At 34.6% G+C, this 17,575-nt stretch carries 13 protein-coding genes; 3 read left to right on the plus strand and 10 right to left on the minus strand.

Annotation, left to right across the window (positions count from 1 at the left end):
* Window positions 1–3 precede the first annotated feature (3 nt).
* Window positions 4–843: a pseudouridine synthase gene (locus Q0800_RS05035; RefSeq protein ID WP_299128108.1), complete on the minus strand. Its 840-nt coding sequence runs from the start codon at window positions 841–843 to the stop codon at window positions 4–6.
* Window positions 844–1,110: 267 nt separating this feature from the next.
* Window positions 1,111–1,644, minus strand: coding sequence for a hypothetical protein (locus Q0800_RS05040; RefSeq protein WP_299128109.1), 534 nt, complete (start codon window positions 1,642–1,644; stop codon window positions 1,111–1,113).
* Between the two features lie 115 nt (window positions 1,645–1,759).
* On the opposite strand from Q0800_RS05040, the gene Q0800_RS05045 reads away from it, so the two are divergent.
* Complete coding sequence (locus Q0800_RS05045; RefSeq protein ID WP_299128110.1) at window positions 1,760–2,104, plus strand: helix-turn-helix transcriptional regulator; 345 nt, start codon at window positions 1,760–1,762, stop codon at window positions 2,102–2,104.
* Here Q0800_RS05045 and Q0800_RS05050 read toward each other — a convergent pair.
* The 8 genes from Q0800_RS05050 to Q0800_RS05085 all read right to left on the minus strand — a co-directional run bounded on the left by Q0800_RS05050 (window position 2,097) and on the right by Q0800_RS05085 (window position 8,525).
* Window positions 2,097–3,044: a carbon-nitrogen hydrolase family protein gene (locus tag Q0800_RS05050; protein WP_299128111.1), complete on the minus strand. Its 948-nt coding sequence runs from the start codon at window positions 3,042–3,044 to the stop codon at window positions 2,097–2,099. The two genes, Q0800_RS05045 and Q0800_RS05050, sit on opposite strands and share 8 nt — an antisense overlap.
* Window position 3,045: 1 nt before the next feature.
* A complete protein-coding gene (locus Q0800_RS05055) occupies window positions 3,046–3,948 on the minus strand; it encodes a geranylgeranylglycerol-phosphate geranylgeranyltransferase (protein ID WP_299128112.1) in 903 nt (300 codons plus the stop codon).
* Window positions 3,949–4,016: 68 nt separating this feature from the next.
* Window positions 4,017–4,946 carry a mevalonate kinase gene (locus Q0800_RS05060; RefSeq protein WP_299128113.1) on the minus strand — a complete coding sequence of 310 codons (930 nt, stop codon included), beginning with the start codon at window positions 4,944–4,946 and terminating at the stop codon, window positions 4,017–4,019.
* A 35-nt stretch (window positions 4,947–4,981) separates the two neighbouring features.
* On the minus strand, window positions 4,982–6,115 hold the full coding sequence (locus Q0800_RS05065) for a diphosphomevalonate decarboxylase (protein ID WP_299128114.1): 1,134 nt from the start codon (window positions 6,113–6,115) through the stop codon (window positions 4,982–4,984).
* A gap of 8 nt (window positions 6,116–6,123) precedes the next feature.
* Window positions 6,124–6,657 carry a DUF1697 domain-containing protein gene (locus Q0800_RS05070; RefSeq protein WP_299128115.1) on the minus strand — a complete coding sequence of 178 codons (534 nt, stop codon included), beginning with the start codon at window positions 6,655–6,657 and terminating at the stop codon, window positions 6,124–6,126.
* Window positions 6,658–6,927 (minus strand): type II toxin-antitoxin system RelE/ParE family toxin, encoded by a 270-nt coding sequence (locus tag Q0800_RS05075; protein WP_299128116.1) that lies wholly within the window; start codon window positions 6,925–6,927, stop codon window positions 6,658–6,660. It abuts the gene before it with no gap.
* Window positions 6,911–7,162: a hypothetical protein gene (locus Q0800_RS05080; RefSeq protein ID WP_299128117.1), complete on the minus strand. Its 252-nt coding sequence runs from the start codon at window positions 7,160–7,162 to the stop codon at window positions 6,911–6,913. The genes Q0800_RS05075 and Q0800_RS05080 overlap by 17 nt, the downstream gene beginning before the upstream one ends.
* A 97-nt stretch (window positions 7,163–7,259) precedes the next feature.
* Window positions 7,260–8,525, minus strand: a complete 1,266-nt coding sequence (locus Q0800_RS05085; protein ID WP_299128119.1) for an NAD(P)/FAD-dependent oxidoreductase — start codon at window positions 8,523–8,525, stop codon at window positions 7,260–7,262.
* A gap of 82 nt (window positions 8,526–8,607) precedes the next feature.
* Between Q0800_RS05085 and Q0800_RS05090 the strand changes: the two genes are divergently transcribed.
* Together Q0800_RS05090 and Q0800_RS05095 are read left to right on the plus strand one after the other, a co-directional pair.
* Entirely contained in the window at window positions 8,608–9,414 is an 807-nt protein-coding gene (locus Q0800_RS05090) for a hypothetical protein (protein WP_299128122.1), read from the plus strand.
* A 247-nt stretch (window positions 9,415–9,661) separates the two neighbouring features.
* The gene (locus tag Q0800_RS05095) at window positions 9,662–17,551 is read left to right on the plus strand and encodes a kelch repeat-containing protein (RefSeq protein ID WP_299128123.1); all 7,890 of its coding nucleotides are present in this window, start codon (window positions 9,662–9,664) and stop codon (window positions 17,549–17,551) included.
* The last annotated feature ends 24 nt before the right edge of the window (window positions 17,552–17,575 follow it).

Consider the following 17,575-nt stretch of genomic DNA (forward strand, 5'->3'; position numbering starts at 1 on the left):
GGATTATAACATCTTCAGCGTATTAATCTCTTGTAGTGTAAGATGCTTCCAATGACCTCTAGGAATATCTTTTTTAGTTAAATGACCTATGGCTACACAATCTATTTTTACTAAATCGTATTTTAAGGTTTCAAAAATGGTACGTAAGATAGAGTTACCTGTATTTTTAATCTTTATACCTAACTTATTCTTAGATTCACCATCTATGTAACTAACTTCTTCAACAGCAATTAATTTTCCACCTACCTTAAAGCCTTCTTGGATTTTCTTAAGGTCTTCAAATTTTAAATTTTTATCTAATTCTACTTGAAATAAACGGGCTACACCATTTTTAGAATTGGTAAATTTCTGCATTACTTTATCATCGTTGGTAAACAGTAATAGTCCTAAAGAATTTCGTCCTAATCGACCAATAGGTTTAATATTAGCACTTGTGGCATTAGCTACCAAATCCATAACAGTTCTTCCCTTACCTTCCGCCGTTGTTGTTGCAAAACCTTTGGGTTTATTTAATAATACATACACTTTAGCTTCTGGCATAATCCGCTGACCATCAAAACGAACATCATCAGTGCGTTTAACCTTATAGCCCATTTCTGTTACGACCTTACCGTTGACAGAAACCAAACCTATCGCAATATTTTCATCAGCTTCACGACGAGAGCACATACCAGAATTTGCTACATATTTATTTAGACGAATTTCGTCTGGGTTAGATACTTTCTTTGATTGAGGTTTCTTCTTAAAAGGAGCATTTCCTTTAGGAAATCCTTTGGATTTACCTTTAGCATTTCCTCTTCCTGAAGTTTTCCCTTTTCCTTTGCTATCTTGATTTCTGCTCATATTCTAATTTTTTGCAAAGGTATAATAAAAAAGAGAGCCGAAGCTCTCTTTAATCTATATTTACGTTATCTAATTTCTTTTTTAAAAAAAGAACTTTTGAATAGTTACAGTCACAAAAAATATACCTAAGCCCAATAAAGCTAGACTTCTCAATTTGTCTTTTTTAAACTTTTCAGGTGACTTCAAATAATTATATAAGCCAATCACTATAAGGATTGAAAAGTATATCGACATTATAAGATAAAACCATTTCATAATAAATCTATTTTATCCCCACATACAATGAGCGAAATCAGCTACAATTAGTGCTGCACCAAACCACCCTAAGGTTCTTGTTGCAACTCTACCTACTGCTCTCAAAAGTGCTCTTCTATTGGAAAAAGAATTCCAAAAACCTTGATGAAAAGCATCTAAACCAGTAGCTCTTAATAAACAATCTACTGTATCACCCTTCTGATATGAAGACTGACCTTCGTACTCAACTATTCCCATTGAAAGATACAAAATCTCAGGATTGTCCAAACTTCCAAACTCATCGATAATTTCTTGATTACTTATACCCTCATTATTAAGCAACTTAATGGTTTCATTTATCACAGGCATAAGTATAGTTTTAGATTGATTCTCGTCCCAATTTGCAACATTAGAAAAATCGATTTTTCTAATCTCATTTTCAATATTTGTTATATTAGACTTTGAAAAAGCTTCATCATTAACAATCTGCTCATTTACATTTGCCTCTTCTTTTGAACAAGAAGTGAAAATCAATAAAACGACTAATAAAACACTAATTTTTTTCATAATACTATTTTATTATGTTAACAATGGAACAAAATTAATGGCATTTATTCTGCATTCTAATTCAGTAATTGAATATAATTAATCTATTTTTGAATATTATCTTAAATAAATGTGAATGAATAGATTGATAGGGATAAAAATAAAGGAACTTAGAAAAGAGCAAAACTATTCACAGGAAGAAGTTGCTGACATGCTTAACATTTCTCAAGCAACTTATAGTAGAATAGAAAACGGCAGTACAAGTGCTTGGATAAACTATATTGATAGATTAAGTGACCTTTACAAAATAGCCATTGACGATTTCTTAAAACTAGATAAGATTATTCCTCAAAATCAATCTGAAGAGGATGGCCTCATGAATAGACTTATTGAACAATATGAGACTAGATTAAAAGAAAAAGATATCTTAATTAGAGATTTAAACTATAGGATAGATAAACTCATTAATAAAATTAATTAACTTCAACCGTAGACTGTCGCTCTCTATTTACAATTAGCTTGGTGACGTCTGGCCTTGAGTAATGGCCAACTGGGTCAAAATTTTGACGCTCTTCCAACACGCGGTTAAAATCAATAGTATGAATAATTAATCCTTCCTTATGCAAAACAGGCTCAACAATCCACTCACCATCTGGTCCTGCAATGCAACTTCCTCCATTGGCCAACCTATCTGGTGCATTTTTAAGAATGGCTTCTAAATGTGGTGTGTCATTTGGAAAATCTGACTTAGACATTAAACTTGATACAGAAACCACATAAGAGCGGGCCTCTCTTGCAATAAAACGTGTTATATCTTTGGTGTTATGGTCACTTCCTGGCCAAACGGCTATATGCAGATTTTCTCCTTGGCCGTATAATGCTGCTCTTGGCAAAGGCATCCAGTTTTCCCAGCAGTTAAGCCCACCAACGGTAAACGCTTTTAAAGGATGAACTTGCAGACCATTGCCATCACCGGGCGACCAAGTTAGTCGTTCATCGTAGGTTGGTTGTAGTTTTCTGTGGACAGATTTAACCTCGCCATTTTCATTGATATAAACCAAGGATGCATAAATACTATGACCTCCTCTATCTAAAGGACGTTCCATAATCCCTAAATAAATCGCAATTTTATGTGCTTTTGCTAAAGTACAAACCGAATCTAACTCACCTTTTTCTATACAAATAGAATTATTAACATAGTGGGCATGCAATTCTTTATTGACCTTTGTGTTCCATTCTGCGCCTCCGGTAAGCGCTAACCAAAACGGATAACCAGGCAACAGTGCTTCGCCAAAAACAATGAGTTCGCAATTGTCGTTTGCTGCGTCCTTAATAGAATTTTCAATTTTTCTTAAAGTAGCGCTTTTATTTAACCAAACAGGTGCGATTTGCGCCATAGCTATTTTTAAGGTAGATTTCATGTTATATACGATTTAATACAATAGAAACATCGATTAATAAAATAGAAAATACACCTGCTACTATAATAAACTTAAGGATATTATGAAGTAAGAGATAGTGCATTTTCTTAGTTGATTTCCACAATATCAGTAGAAAAACAATGAGCAACATTACACTTAAATAAAAGAAATATTGCATTGCTCCAATTTTGAAAAACAAAATTAATATAACACATGATACTAAAGTTGAGATCACTAAAAATGTTATAATTAGTTTTGATGTTTTTTCTCCATATACCACAGGAACCGTTTTATAATTTAAAGCCAAATCTCCTTTTATATTCTCTAAATCTTTGGTCAACTCGCGCATTGATATTAATAAAAAGAGAAAAATAGCATGAGCGAATATGACCGTTTCAAAGTTTTTATAATAAATAAAAATAGCGAAAAAAGGTATTACGGTGAGTATTGCAGATACTAAATTACCCGTCATTGGCTGCTTTTTTAAACGATGCGAATACAACCAAATCGCAAAAATATAAATGGAAAAAAATATAACTGCTTTAAATGATACATAACTTGCAAATACAACAGCCAAAAAATTAAGCACAAAATAAAAGGATAACTTGGTGTTTTGGCTCACCAACCTATCTAGCATTGTTTTTGTTGGTCTATTAATTAAATCTTTCTCAGAATCGTAAAAGTTATTAATAATATAACCTGCCGCTATTGCCGCTGCTGATGCTAAGACAAGCATAAGCAAATTAACATCAAAAAGAACTGCTTTTAGTGGTATATTAGGTGCAAAAATATAAATGGATGCTAAATATTGCGCTAGTACTACGACCAAAATATTGTAACCACGCACCACGGAAAACAAACTAAAGAACTTAAGAAGAATATGTTTTTGCCGTCTAGAAAGCATGGGATAATGGTGTGAGATCCTAAAACAACACTTCGACAAGCTCAGTGTGATAGTTTAGGATACATACGTTAAAAATTGTAAACAACTTCTAACTTCTGACCTTTTAAAGCCTCTTTGGCTCTATCGATATTTTCAGTAAAACCTAAAATGTAACCTCCGCCACCTGAACCACATAACTTTAAGTAGTAGTCATTAGTTTCTATACCTTTTTTCCAAAGTTCATGAAACTGATTTGGTATCATGGGCTTAAAATTATTTAATACTACTTTAGATAATTGCTTCGTATTTCTAAACAAAGATTTAATATCCCCTTTTAAGAAATCATCTACACAAGCATCTGTATGCTTTATAAACTGGTCTTTTAGCATACTTCTAAAGCCTTCATTTTTCATATTCTCCATAAAAATACTAACCATTGGTGCGGTTTCACCAACTATACCACTATCTAATAAGAATACAGCCCCTTTACCCTCAGTTTGTTGAGACGGAATGCCAGTTGCCTCTATATTATCTTTAGAATTTATTAAAATAGGTAAACTTAAGTAACTGTTTAAAGGATCTAAACCAGAAGATTTTCCATGAAAAAAAGACTCCATTTCAGAAAAAATTGTCTTAAGCTTCAATAATTTTTCTCGCGTTAAATTTTCTAAAACGGTAATTTTATCTGACGCGTACTTATCATAAATGGCTGCCACTAAAGCACCACTACTTCCTACACCGTAGCCTTGAGGTATTGAAGAATCGAAATACATACCTTCATCCAAATCTTTTTGTAATTTCTCAATATCAAAACGCACTAAATTTTTATCTAAACCAGCTAAATAGGTTGCAAAACGCTGTAAGCTTTCATTAGATTCTATGGCTTCTTGCTTTGGATTTTCGTCCAATTTTAAAGCACCGTTATAAAAATTGTAAGGAATGGATAAACCTTTTGAATCTTTTATGATTCCGTATTCCCCAAAAAGTAAGATTTTAGAGTAAAAAAGTGGCCCTTTCATAGTTTAAGATAAATAGTCGTTAACAAATATACGGATTAATCTTTGATTTGGTTGGCGCCTAAACCTACTTGATCACAAATATAATGACCGTTTTGACAATGACTAACTAATTCATTTTTAATAAATTTAAGAATAGTTTCTTTTTCATTTTCAGGATAAAGTAAATGGACATTAGCACCAGCATCTAAAGTAAAGCAGACTTTAGAGTCCATTTCTGCCCTATAGCTCCAAATCTTATTGATGATTTCTAGCGTATTTGGTTTCATCAAAATAAAATAAGGCATACTCGTCATCATCATGGCATGCAGTGTCAGAGCTTCACTTTCTACTATTTTTACAAAGGCTTTTAAATCACCCGAAGCTAAACTATTTTTCAGTTTTGAGATATTGTTATGAGCTTGAGAAAAACGCTCTTTTGCAAACGGATGACCAAACATTAATTTGTGCCCAACCGTACTGCTCACTTGCTTTTCACCTTTATCGACTAAAAGGATGGTGTCTTGATAATTCTTAAAATTTGGGTGTACTTCTCCATTAAACCTAACACCATACAAATCTGAACTTTCTGCACTCTCATTCTGTCCCCAAACTACGAGTTCGCCTTCAACACTTCTACAAGCACTGCCAGAACCCAAACGCGCTAAAAAGGATGCTTTATTGGTAAAATAATTTTGAGATTTCTCGTCGCTCATTCTTCGCTCTGTCGAAACGACAGTATTAGTTACATCACATTCAATACTCATTAAACACAACGCCAAGGCGCTCATGCCTGAAGCAGAAGATGCTATGCCCGAACTGTGCGGAAAGGTATTTGAAGTTTCGATTTTAAAATGAAAATCTCTTAAAAATGGAACATAGGCCTCAATACGATCAAAAAATGTTTGAATTTTAGGCCTAAAGGCTTCATTTTGTTTACCTTCAAAATACACATCAAAACTAAAGTCTGCTGTCACCTTGAGCGCAGTCGAAAGGTCTCGTTTTGTGTAAGTCACCTCAGTAATTGTTTTACAATTAGAAAGTGTAAAACTAATGGATGGATTTTCTGGTATTTGATTTGCTTTTTTTCCCCAATATTTAACAAGGGCTATATTACTTGGCGATTCCCATTTAACCTTGCCACTATTAATGTTTAAGCTGTAGGACTTTGGAATAAAATCTTGTTCTGTCATCGATTTTTTTAATTCTCTGACAAAGATAACAGTTTTAACATCGTTTTGTAATTCCGTGCGGTAGCTTTTACTTTTAACTTTTTTTCAAAATAATTGAGACTAAATTTTGCATTGCCATAACCCTTTGCACAATAGAAATAAATAGCATCATTAATAATGGAGTATTCTTCATTCTCATAAGTTTTTTCTTTGGCTTCAGCTAGTAATTCAGCATCAGGAACCTGAGATAACATGGCAAAATAACTTTTGAGTTTCTTTTCCTCAGGAAAAGGGCAATTATTAAATATGGTTTGTATTTGTGCTTTTGTTCTCACAATTACTGAAACTTTAAAGCCGAAATGATCTGCTATTAAAATTCTAATTTTTGATTCTAGCGCATTATTATCCTCTAAAGAGGATTGAAAAAATATATTGCCAGTTTGCATATAGGTTTTTACATTTTTCAAACCAGATTTAGCCAACAATTCTCTAAGGTCTGCCATAGGCATTTTTTTATGGCCGCCTACATTTACGCCTCTTAATAGAGCTATGGAGGTTTGCATTTAGTAATCTTGTGATTGATTTAAAACATGTACAATATAAATATGACCTTTAATTACTCTGTAATGTAAGGAATACGGATAATTTTCAAGTGCCACGATACGAACATCCTTATATCTCACTTGAAAAGAATATGGGAACTGCTTCAATAAATTTAACTGCCTTATAAAATCGTTAAAGAATTGATCGCCTTTTTCTAGATATTCAAAATAACATGCAATTCTATGTAATTCTCGTTTTGCGTCCTCCGAAAAACTAAAGTTTTCTTCCATATTGTTTTAATACTTCAGAAACAGATGTAAACTTAACTTCTCCCTTGTCCATTCTATCTATCATATCATCCATGATTCTTTTATAAGCTTCAGAGGGTTCACTAAAGCGTAGTGCCTGGTCTTCGAGTGTGTATTCTATATAATTTTTCAAGGACCGTTTTTGAAGTTTTGCCTGCTTTTCTAGAATTTCAATGGCTTTATCATCTAATTCTATGAGTTTTTTTGTTTTTCCCATTATATATAAAATTTATATATCTAATATATATATATTATATAAAATAGAAAATTATTTAACATTCAAATTTTGAAAAGATTCTAAAAAAGCAATAGGATTAATGCAGAATGGATTTTGCAACTATATATCCTCCTGTCCAAGCATTCTGAAAATTAAATCCACCTGTAACGGCATCTATATTTAGCACTTCACCTGCAAAATATAAATGAGGTACACGTTTACTTTCAAAGGTTTTAAAGTTTACTTCTTTTAGATTGACTCCTCCTGCGGTTACAAATTCATCTTTAAAAGTACTTTTGCCAGTAACCTTAAATATGGCTTTAGTTAATTGGTTGGATAAATTTTCTAATTGAACTTTATTAAGATCTGCCCAACGTTCTGTATCCGCTATGCAAGATGCTAAAACTAATTGTTTCCATAAGCGTTTTGGCAAATAGAACTGTGATGTCCCAACAACTTGTTTTTTAGCTAATTCTTGTTTTAAATCTTTAAGCCGAATCACACAATCTTCAAAATCTTGTTTTATAAAATTGACTTGTATTTTGAAATTATAATGTAATTCAGCCAATGCTATAGCACCGAAGGCTGAAAGCTTTAAAATTGCTGGTGCGCTAAACCCAACATGGGTAATTAACAAAGGCCCTTGGGACACTAAATTTGTTTCTAAAACACTTACCTCAACATCTTTTACCACTACTCCTGGTATGTCCTTAATACGACTATCCTTAATATCAAAAGTGAACAATGATGGCACTGGTTGCACAATTTTATGACCCAAATCTTCTAGCAATTTCCATATTTTTGGATTGCTTCCTGTAGCTACAATTAGTTTATTGCATTTAAATTCTCCTTGAGAAGTTTCTATCTTAAAATTGCTTTGGTTTAGAGACGCTTCACTTCCACTATGTTCTGTATAAGGAAGCTCAGTATAACATGGATCTATTGACTTTACAGCATGATTATAACGTACTTCAACATTATGCTTTTTAGCCTGGTTTATAAAACAATCAATAATCGTTTGGGATGAATTAGATACAGGAAACATTCTGCCATCATCTTCAATTTTTAATTCTACTCCACGCTCCTCAAACCAAGCTATGGTATCTGCTGTCATAAATGAATGAAAGGGTCCTAAAAGTTCTTTCTCTCCTCTTGGATAATTAAGAACCAATTCTGATGGTATAAATTCTGCATGGGTTACATTACAGCGTCCACCACCAGAAATCTTTACTTTTTGAAGCCCTGTTTTACCACGCTCTAAAATAGTTACCGAACGATTTGGATGCTGCTCAGCAATATTAATAGCAGCGAAAAAACCAGCAGCTCCACCTCCTATAATTACGATGTCTTTTTGTTTGCTCAATACTTTATTTAAGAAGATTTTATAACTTATTCTTTGTGATTAAAGATTTCTATACGTATCCTTAAAACACAATAAAACTACAATGATATATATTAAAAGACTAATTTTTGTTTTGCTTATTGCTTTCTCTTGTCAATCTACTGGCCAATTAAAAATCCTTGGCACTATTAACAATAGTATAAAAGAGGCTTCTGCTGCGGAATTAACCTCGCAATCAGATCTTATTTGGACCATACAAGACTCTGGCAACGATAGTCTACTGTACGGACTTAATGAAAATGGACATAGCGTTAAAGACATCTTTATTACCAATGCCAGTAATATAGATTGGGAAGATTTAACTTCTGATAAATATGGAAATATTTACATTGGTGACTTTGGGAATAATAACAAAAAACGAAAGATTTTTAGAATTCTAAAAATTAAACATCAAGATTTAACTAAACCTAGTGTTGAAGCTGAAATCATAGCGTTTACCTTACCAAAAAACCAAGATTCTAAAGACTTTGAAGCGTTCTTTTTATTGAATAAAAATTTTTACATCCTTAGTAAAGAAAGTAAAAAATTCATAGTGTTAAAGGTACCTAACACACCTGGCCGTCACGAGGCTATCATTCGCTCAGACTATAATCTCAATGGTAAGAATAATAAAATAACAGCTGCTGACATTAGTACTGATGGCACTACCGTTGTATTGTTAAATAATGACAAACTCTGGAAACTCAGTAATTTTGATAGCGATGATTTCTTTTCTGGCGATATTAAACTATTAAAATTTGGACATAACTCCCAAAAAGAGGGTATATGTTTTAAGAGTAATACTGAAGTATTAATAACCGACGAACGTAATGGTAGCAAGGGTGGAAATATTTATAAGTTTAGTTTATAATAAAATATTAAATCTAATATAACCCAATTATTTCTGCGATCAGCTAAATACCTTTTACTTCAACTATTTTCAACCCATATGTTGTTCATCGATTAATAATGCAAAACATCTACAAAACAATAGATTACGACTTTTTTCATTAATTTTAACCTCCCTTTTTTACCCTTAAAAAAAGCAGTCATTTAACTATGTAAATGACTAAAAATTGCTTAAAGAAAAAAAATAATTAAACCTAAATTTACATGTTATGTGTCTAAATTTAAAAACGCTGTTATTTGGATTACTTCTTTTAACTAGCCAATTAACTATTAATGCGCAAATAAGCTTTGGATCTTCTGGTCTTGTTGGCGCTAATATCAACAACCCAACATCGCTAGACTTTGGACCAAATGGCAAACTCTATGTTTCACAGCAAGATGGTACAATTTGGGAGTATGATGTTACTAGAGATGGCGCAGCCCCAGGCAGTGGATCTTACTCTATTACCAATACTAACGAGATAACACTAATTAAAAACAATACGCCAAATCATAATGATGATGGCACAAACAACTCTTCGCAGGCTAGGCAGATAACAGGACTCCTCACCTCAGGAACCGCTGCAAATCCTATATTATACGTTACAAGTTCGGACTCTAGAATAGGTGGTGGTGGAGCCGCTGGTAATGATGTTAACTTAGACACTAACTCTGGTGTTTTATCACGCCTTACTTGGAATGGTACTGCTTGGTTAAAAGTAGATTTAGTAAGAGGACTACCACGTTGCGAAGAAAATCACTCTACCAATGGAATGGATTTATACACCGATGGAGGAATAACCTATCTACTTATGCAAGTAGGAGGAAATACCAACCAAGGTGCACCAAGTAATAATTTTGCAGGCTCATCAGAATATTATCTAAGTGGTGCGTTACTAAAAATAAATTTGACACAACTTGAACAGATGGAATCAAATAATGGTGGCCCATATTTTGATCCTAGAACGGGTAATACGGCATTCATTTACGATTTACCTTCTCTTAACGACCCTGAGCGCGCTGATATTGATAATACAGATCCTAATTTTCCTTACGATGCCTCACACCCAATGTTCAATGCTATTATTGATTTAGGAGATCCTTTTGGAGGTAACAATGGTCTTAATCAAACCTTCCCAGAAGCTGGTGGACCGGTTCAAATCTTTTCCCCAGGCTATAGAAATGCTTATGATGTAGTAGTTACAACAGATAATCGAATTTTTACCTCAGATAATGGCCCTAATGCAGGATGGGGCGGCACGCCATTAATTAAAGACAGTAATGATGTTTTAAAAGGAACACTAAACAATTCCACAGTGTACGATCCAAATGCTGGTGATTATATAACGGGTGAATTTAATATTGAAAACGGGTTTGATCTTGGTGACGCCTTGCATTATGTAGGCACTACGAGTGATCTAAACAATAATTATTATGGTGGACATCCTGTACCGATAAGAGCTTTCCCTGACCGAGCTAGAGTATATAAATATGAATATGACGGCTCAACATGGGTGGAAAATGCATCCTATGATTGGTCTGCATTAATAAGTGGCGTTAGCGGTTATTTCAGTCCAACGGGTTTTACAATGGCTGACTTCCCTGATGATTCTAGACAAGGAAATTATATTCGTTCCGCATCTAGCCCAGATGTTAATATTTTGGATATCGTAAATTCATCTACAAACGGAATTTGTGAATATAAGGCCACTAATTTTGGTGGAGCTATGCAAGGAGATATTCTTACGGCATCATTCAATGGTAACATTAACCGTTATGAGTTTGACACTGATGGTGTTACTTTGTTGTCCCAAGACAATGGATTTCTTAATGGTTTTGGAAGTATTCCGTTAGATTTAATTGCACGCGACGATTCCCAAATTTACCCAGGTACTATTTGGGTGGTTACCTATGGCGCAAATGATATTACTATTTTTGAACCTGCTGATTTCGGAGACTGCTTTAATCCTGGAGATGCTCAATATGTAGGAACAGAAGATTATGATAATGACGGTTTTACAAACGATGATGAAATTGCTAATGGTACAAATCATTGCTCGGCGGGAAGCCGACCTACCGATAATGACTTTGATTTTATTTCTGATCTAACTGATACTGATGATGATAATGACGGCATTTTAGATGTACAAGACGCCTTCGCTATTGATGCTCAAAATGGACTTTCTACTAATCTCCCAATAAATTATCCATTTTTAAACAATGATCCTGGTACAGGTTTCTTTGGTTTAGGTTTTACTGGCCTACAATTAGATCCTTCTGGTACTACGGATTATTTAAATCAGTATGATCCTGAAAACCTTTCTTTTGGTGGTGCTGGTGGCAAGGCTACTGTAGATTTAGTATCCTCAGGAGATGCTTTAGGTGCCACAAATACGCAAGAGAATGCCTTTCAGTTTGGTATTAATGTAGATACAAACTCTAACCCCTTTACAGTACATTCAAAATTAGAAACTCCCTTTAATGGTAATGCACCATTGACAACCCAATCCTATGGAATTTTTATGGGTAATGGAGATCAAGACAACTATCTTAAAGTTGTTGCAATGGACGGAGTTTCTTCTGCAGATACTACCTACGGATTCGAAGTTGTTATAGAAGATGGTGGTGTTAGTACCTCAACAACTTACGATGTTGCTAATCTTTTACAAACAACAGGTATAGACTTATATATTTCAGTAAATCCAAGTACCAACAGTGCTTTAATATATTATTCTTTAGATAATGGTATTAACATAAATACACTAGGCTCTGCAATAAATTTACCAACCAGTTTTCTAGACCCTAACGATAGTAAAGGACTAGCAGTAGGTATCATTAGTACTTCTGGTACTTCTGGAAGTGAATATATAGCCACATGGGATTTTATGAATGTAATTGAAGATTCAGCACGTATTTTAGATCCAATAGTAAACACCTTAGATTTTGGTCAGTCCAATTCAGGCGGTAGTGTAAACGAATTAAATCTAGAGGTAAAAAATCTTGGTAGTCCTGCTTTAGGAGCAATTGAGATTACTCAAATTAATTTTACTGGTGCAAATGCAAATTTATTCAGTACAAACTTGAGTGTACCGCTATCCGTAGGCCCTCAGTCTAATATATTAATACCTATTGCGTTTACGCCAGATAATACAGCTGGAACCAAAACAGCATCGGTAGAAATTGTACATAACGGTACTAACAGCCCTACTATAGTGTCTCTAACATCTGAGGTGGTCAGTGAAATACCGCTTGTACGTATTAGTGCAGGAAGTACTTCGGATGTAAGCAGCACAGATAATGGTCCCGATTGGGAAGCAACACCTACAGATTTCGCCTACACTGGAACATCGTTTTCAGTAAATACTGGTAGAAATGCACCTGGTAATATGCAATATGCCAATAGAGACAGCTCAATCCCTAATTATATTGATGAGGTTACTTTTAACGGTATTTTCGGTGGAGAGCGCTATGATGAAAGATCTGGTCAAGAAATGGATTTTTCTATACCTATAGCTAATGGAAATTATACAGTAAATCTTTATGTTGGAAATACGTTTAATGGCACCAATGACATTGGAGATAGAATTTTTGATATTCTAATTGAGGGTGTTGTGGTTGAAAATAACTTAGACCTAATTAGTAGATTTGGTCATAGAGTTGCAGGAATGTTAAGTCATTCTGTTACTGTTACCGACGGTCAGCTAAATGTTAGTTTTGATCATCAGACAGAGAACCCGCTTATTAATGCCATTGAAGTTATTGGGTTATCTGGAAACGCGAACTTTGCCCCAAATGCTGTGATATCTGCCAATCCTGTTTCGGGTGAAGCTCCCTTAAATGTGACGTTTTCAGGAAGTAATTCTACCGATGATAACGATGCTATTGTGAGCTACGATTGGGACTTTGGAAATGGGGACACTGATACAGGTATCAATCCTTCTTATACTTATACCCAAGATGGATCATATACTGTGACATTAACTATAACTGATGATGGAGGAAATACAAATACTGACACTATACAAATAAATGTACTTTCCCCTGGAGCATGTATTTGGACCGATTTACCTAATTCCTCATTAGAGAAAATAGAATCACCTAGTGCAAGAGTTGGTGATAAAATGTATGTGTTTGCTGGGTTCTTAGATAATTTAATCATTACTGGTGCAACAGAAATATTTGACACCACTACAGATACTTGGTCTACAGGAGCTTCAATGCCTATTCCAGTAACTCATTTTGGCATTGCAGTAGTAGGAACAGATGTATGGATTGTATCTGGTTTTGAAGGTAATCATCCTGGTGTTGCTACGGATATAGTTCAAATTTATGATACTGTTAACGATTCTTGGAGCACGGGACCAGCACTACCTGTTCGTAGAGGGTCTGGAGCTATAGCTTTTAATAATGGTAAAATCCATTACGTTGGTGGACTTCTTCCTGATAGAAGAACAGATGTAGATGACCATTATGTTTTAGATGTCAATAATCAAGCTGCTGGTTGGACTACAGCTGCTGCACTACCAAATGCAAGAAATCATTTAAGTGCAGTTAGCTTTAATGGCTTAATCTACGCCATTGGTGGTCAATATAACCATGATCAGGAATCCTTAATTGTAGATCAAGACGATTTAGATGTTTACGATCCAGAAACAGATACGTGGGCATCACTTGCAGATTTGCCTTCTGCAAGATCTCATTTTGAACCTGGTACACTCGTCCATAATGGAAAGATTATTATTGTAGGTGGAAGACAAGGGAATTCCTTTTTCTATGATGACATAACTCAATATGATATTGTTAATAATTCTTGGAGTGAACTTTGCGAACTTCCAGAGAATTTATTAGCACCTTCGGCCAAAGCATTTGGTAGTCGCTTAATTGTGTCTAATGGAGGAGTAGATGGAATTGATGAGCCCTTAGATGATACAAGATGGCTTCCTATTGAGAACGAATTTCCCATCTTAACTTTAAATTCTATAGCTGACCAAACTAATCAAGTAGGTGAATCTAGTACATTAGTAATTGCTGGCAGTGGTGGTGACCCTAATGGTAATATAACTTATAATATAACCGGCCAACCAGCTGGCTTATCTGTTGAACCAACAAATGGTCAAATCATTGGAACTATTGATGTCGCAGCAATAAACGGTGGACCTAATAATGATGGTATCCATACAGTTACCGTTACAGCCACCAAACCTTATTCCGAAGATATCTCTATAGAATTTACTTGGACAGTTACTAATTTAACTAATTTTTGGACAGATAAAAATGAAGACGAATCTTACATTGCAAGACATGAGTGTTCTTTTGTACAAGCCGGTGATAAATTTTACTTGTTTGGCGGTAGAGAAAGTGCTCAGACTTTAGATGTTTACGACTATACAACGGATACTTGGAATTCATTAAACAATTCGGCACCAGTTGAATTTAACCATTTTCAGGCTGTGGAATATCAAGGTCTAATTTGGGTTATTGGTGCGTTTAGAACTAATAATTATCCAGATGAAGTCCCTGCTGATTTTGTATGGGCTTTCAATCCAGACACAGAAGAATGGATTCAAGGTCCTGAAATACCTGCAACCAGAAAAAGAGGTGCAGCTGGACTCGTTGTTTACAATGATAAATTTTATGTAGTTGGAGGTAATAGTGATGGGCATGATGGTGGTTTTGTGAGTTGGTTGGATGAGTATGATCCTGCAACAGGGACATGGACACAATTAACTGATGCACCAACAGCAAGAGATCACTTTCATGCTACTGTAATCAATGGTAAACTATACGCTGCGTCAGGCAGACAAACCAGCCAAATAGGAAGCGTTTTTGATGGAGTTCTGTCAGAAGTAGATGTTTATGATTTTGCAACACAGAGTTGGATGACACTGCCTTCAGCTCAAAATTTACCAACACCACGTGCTGGTGCTATAGTGGCAAATTTTGAAGACCAATTACTTATTGCAGGTGGAGAGGCACCATCTAGTGCTAATTCTTTTGCTATTACCGAAATTTATGATCCGGTTTCAGAGTCTTGGTCTGTTGGAGATAACTTAAACTATCAAAGACATGGTACTCAAGGTATTGTTTCTGGTAATGGAATTCATGTTGCTGGTGGCTCACCTGTACGTGGTGGTGGTAATCAAAAAAATATGGAATACTATGGACAGGACAATCCCTTTGGTAATCCAAGTGTAGAAAGTAATCTTACAGGGGATTCTAATGTCATATTTGGTATTGGAGAAACTAAAGTAATCCCCATAACAAATAGTGAAGGTAATATTGGTAATATTTTACAGAGCATGACTATTACTGGACCTGATGCTTCTGAATTTACTATTAATGCTGGTGATATTCCGTTTAAATTAATTAAACCAAATGAGAGTCACGATATAACTATTTCACATACTGGTAGTGATTTTGGAAAAAATGCTGTGTTAACCGTAACTTACAATACTACAGACGCAGTGGTTATAAATTTAAGTATTCCTATCTATGGTTTAGTATATGATGGTACCTCTTGGACGCCTAACGCGCCTGATGACACTACAGGTTCTGACAATGCACTTATTATGAGCGGGCAATACGACGTTACGTCAGATATAGAAATAAATAATTTAAGAGTGGATCCTGGTGCGTCTATTATTGTTAATCCTGGTAAATCTATCATTACTAATGGTGACATAGATGTTAGTGGAACAGGTTTTATAGAGTTACAATCTTCGTTTGTAAATGCTGTATCTACATATTCAAGTCTTATCACTGATGGTAATGTAAGTGGCAATATCATCTACAAGAGACATGTAAATAGTAATAATACTTTACAAGGTGGATTTGGGTCTAATGACTTAGTTGCTCCTCCGTTATCTGGTGAGAGTTTCCCTGTATTTAGAGCTAATAACTCTAATATCTTAAGTAATAGCGATAACAGCTTATATTTATTTGGTCCATTTAACAAAGTAACAGGATCTTATGATATTTATGGTGCTAGTGAAAATGCAACCTTAGATCCTGGTATCGGTTACAGAACTGCATCTACGGATAATGGTACTTTTACATTTAGAGGTCTCGTTAATACAGGTGCTATTTCTGTGCCAATAACTCATTCTGGTCCCTTATTTGAGGACTGGAATCTAATTGGTAATCCGTATCCATCTTACATAACGTTAAGTGACTTTTTAGCGTCTAATATTTCAATTTTAGAAACCACAAGTGCAGCTGTATATGGTTATGATGGTGAAGCAGCTAATGGCTGGACCGTATGGAACCAAGCCTATTCAGATGCTAATCCTAATGCCTTAATTGCACCTGGACAAGGATTCTTTGTAGCTTCAAACCCTTCTGGAGGTACAATTAGTTTTAGTCCATCTATGCGTTCTATAGGACAAGGAGATGATTTTATTACAGGCAGTTCGCTTACGGCGTCTAACTCTGCTATTAGTCATGTAAAACTGCGCCTCAACAAAGGTGAAAGCAACTACTTTACGGATTTTTATTTTAATCCTAATGCTACTCGCGGTTTAGATGTTGGTTACGATGCCCAAGTTTGGGGAGGTAGTCCTTCTTCTTTTTCAATCCATTCTTATTTAACCGAAGAAAACACAGATTTAGCAATGGCTATTCAGTCTCTAAGTCAAAATGATTTTAGTGATATTTTAATTCCGTTAGGTATTAACAGTAATATAGGTGAGCAACTAACTGTGAGTATTGCGGAAAGTAGTCTTCCAAATTACGTCAATGTTTATTTAGAGGATCAATTAAATCAATCCTCTACGCTATTAAACGCTAGCGATTTTATATTAACACCTACTACTACATTAAATGATTCTGGTCGTTTCTTCTTAAGATTTAATAATTCATCTTTATCTACAGAAGACAATAACCTTAATAATTTAAGGATATTTAATGATTATGCTAACAGAAATATAGTGATCTCGGGTTTACTCAATGAAGCTAGTGTTGCTAAATTATATGATGTTAGAGGTCGCTTGGTTATTTTTAGTAAATTAGAAAGCAATGTAACGGAACAAACCATAGCTGTTAATGATTTAGACAGCGGTATTTACGTTATTAGTATTGAAAATAATTTCGAAAAAATAACTAAAAAGATTATTATAAAGTAAAGAGAAATTATTGAAATGAATCTA

The sequence above is a fragment of the uncultured Winogradskyella sp. genome (assembly GCF_937958655.1).
Taxonomy (GTDB): Bacteria; Bacteroidota; Bacteroidia; order Flavobacteriales; family Flavobacteriaceae; genus Winogradskyella.

What these genes read in the sequence shown, in the direction of transcription:
- Q0800_RS05035 (WP_299128108.1), bottom strand. Translation starts at nt 843, where the DNA reads ATGAGCAGAAATCAAGATAGCAAAGGAAAAGGGAAAACTTCAGGAAGA.
- Q0800_RS05040 (WP_299128109.1), bottom strand. Translation starts at nt 1,644, where the DNA reads ATGAAAAAAATTAGTGTTTTATTAGTCGTTTTATTGATTTTCACTTCT.
- Q0800_RS05045 (WP_299128110.1), top strand. Translation starts at nt 1,760, where the DNA reads ATGAATAGATTGATAGGGATAAAAATAAAGGAACTTAGAAAAGAGCAA.
- Q0800_RS05050 (WP_299128111.1), bottom strand. Translation starts at nt 3,044, where the DNA reads ATGAAATCTACCTTAAAAATAGCTATGGCGCAAATCGCACCTGTTTGG.
- Q0800_RS05055 (WP_299128112.1), bottom strand. Translation starts at nt 3,948, where the DNA reads ATGCTTTCTAGACGGCAAAAACATATTCTTCTTAAGTTCTTTAGTTTG.
- Q0800_RS05060 (WP_299128113.1), bottom strand. Translation starts at nt 4,946, where the DNA reads ATGAAAGGGCCACTTTTTTACTCTAAAATCTTACTTTTTGGGGAATAC.
- Q0800_RS05065 (WP_299128114.1), bottom strand. Translation starts at nt 6,115, where the DNA reads ATGACAGAACAAGATTTTATTCCAAAGTCCTACAGCTTAAACATTAAT.
- Q0800_RS05070 (WP_299128115.1), bottom strand. Translation starts at nt 6,657, where the DNA reads ATGCAAACCTCCATAGCTCTATTAAGAGGCGTAAATGTAGGCGGCCAT.
- Q0800_RS05075 (WP_299128116.1), bottom strand. Translation starts at nt 6,927, where the DNA reads ATGGAAGAAAACTTTAGTTTTTCGGAGGACGCAAAACGAGAATTACAT.
- Q0800_RS05080 (WP_299128117.1), bottom strand. Translation starts at nt 7,162, where the DNA reads ATGGGAAAAACAAAAAAACTCATAGAATTAGATGATAAAGCCATTGAA.
- Q0800_RS05090 (WP_299128122.1), top strand. Translation starts at nt 8,608, where the DNA reads ATGATATATATTAAAAGACTAATTTTTGTTTTGCTTATTGCTTTCTCT.
- Q0800_RS05095 (WP_299128123.1), top strand. Translation starts at nt 9,662, where the DNA reads ATGTGTCTAAATTTAAAAACGCTGTTATTTGGATTACTTCTTTTAACT.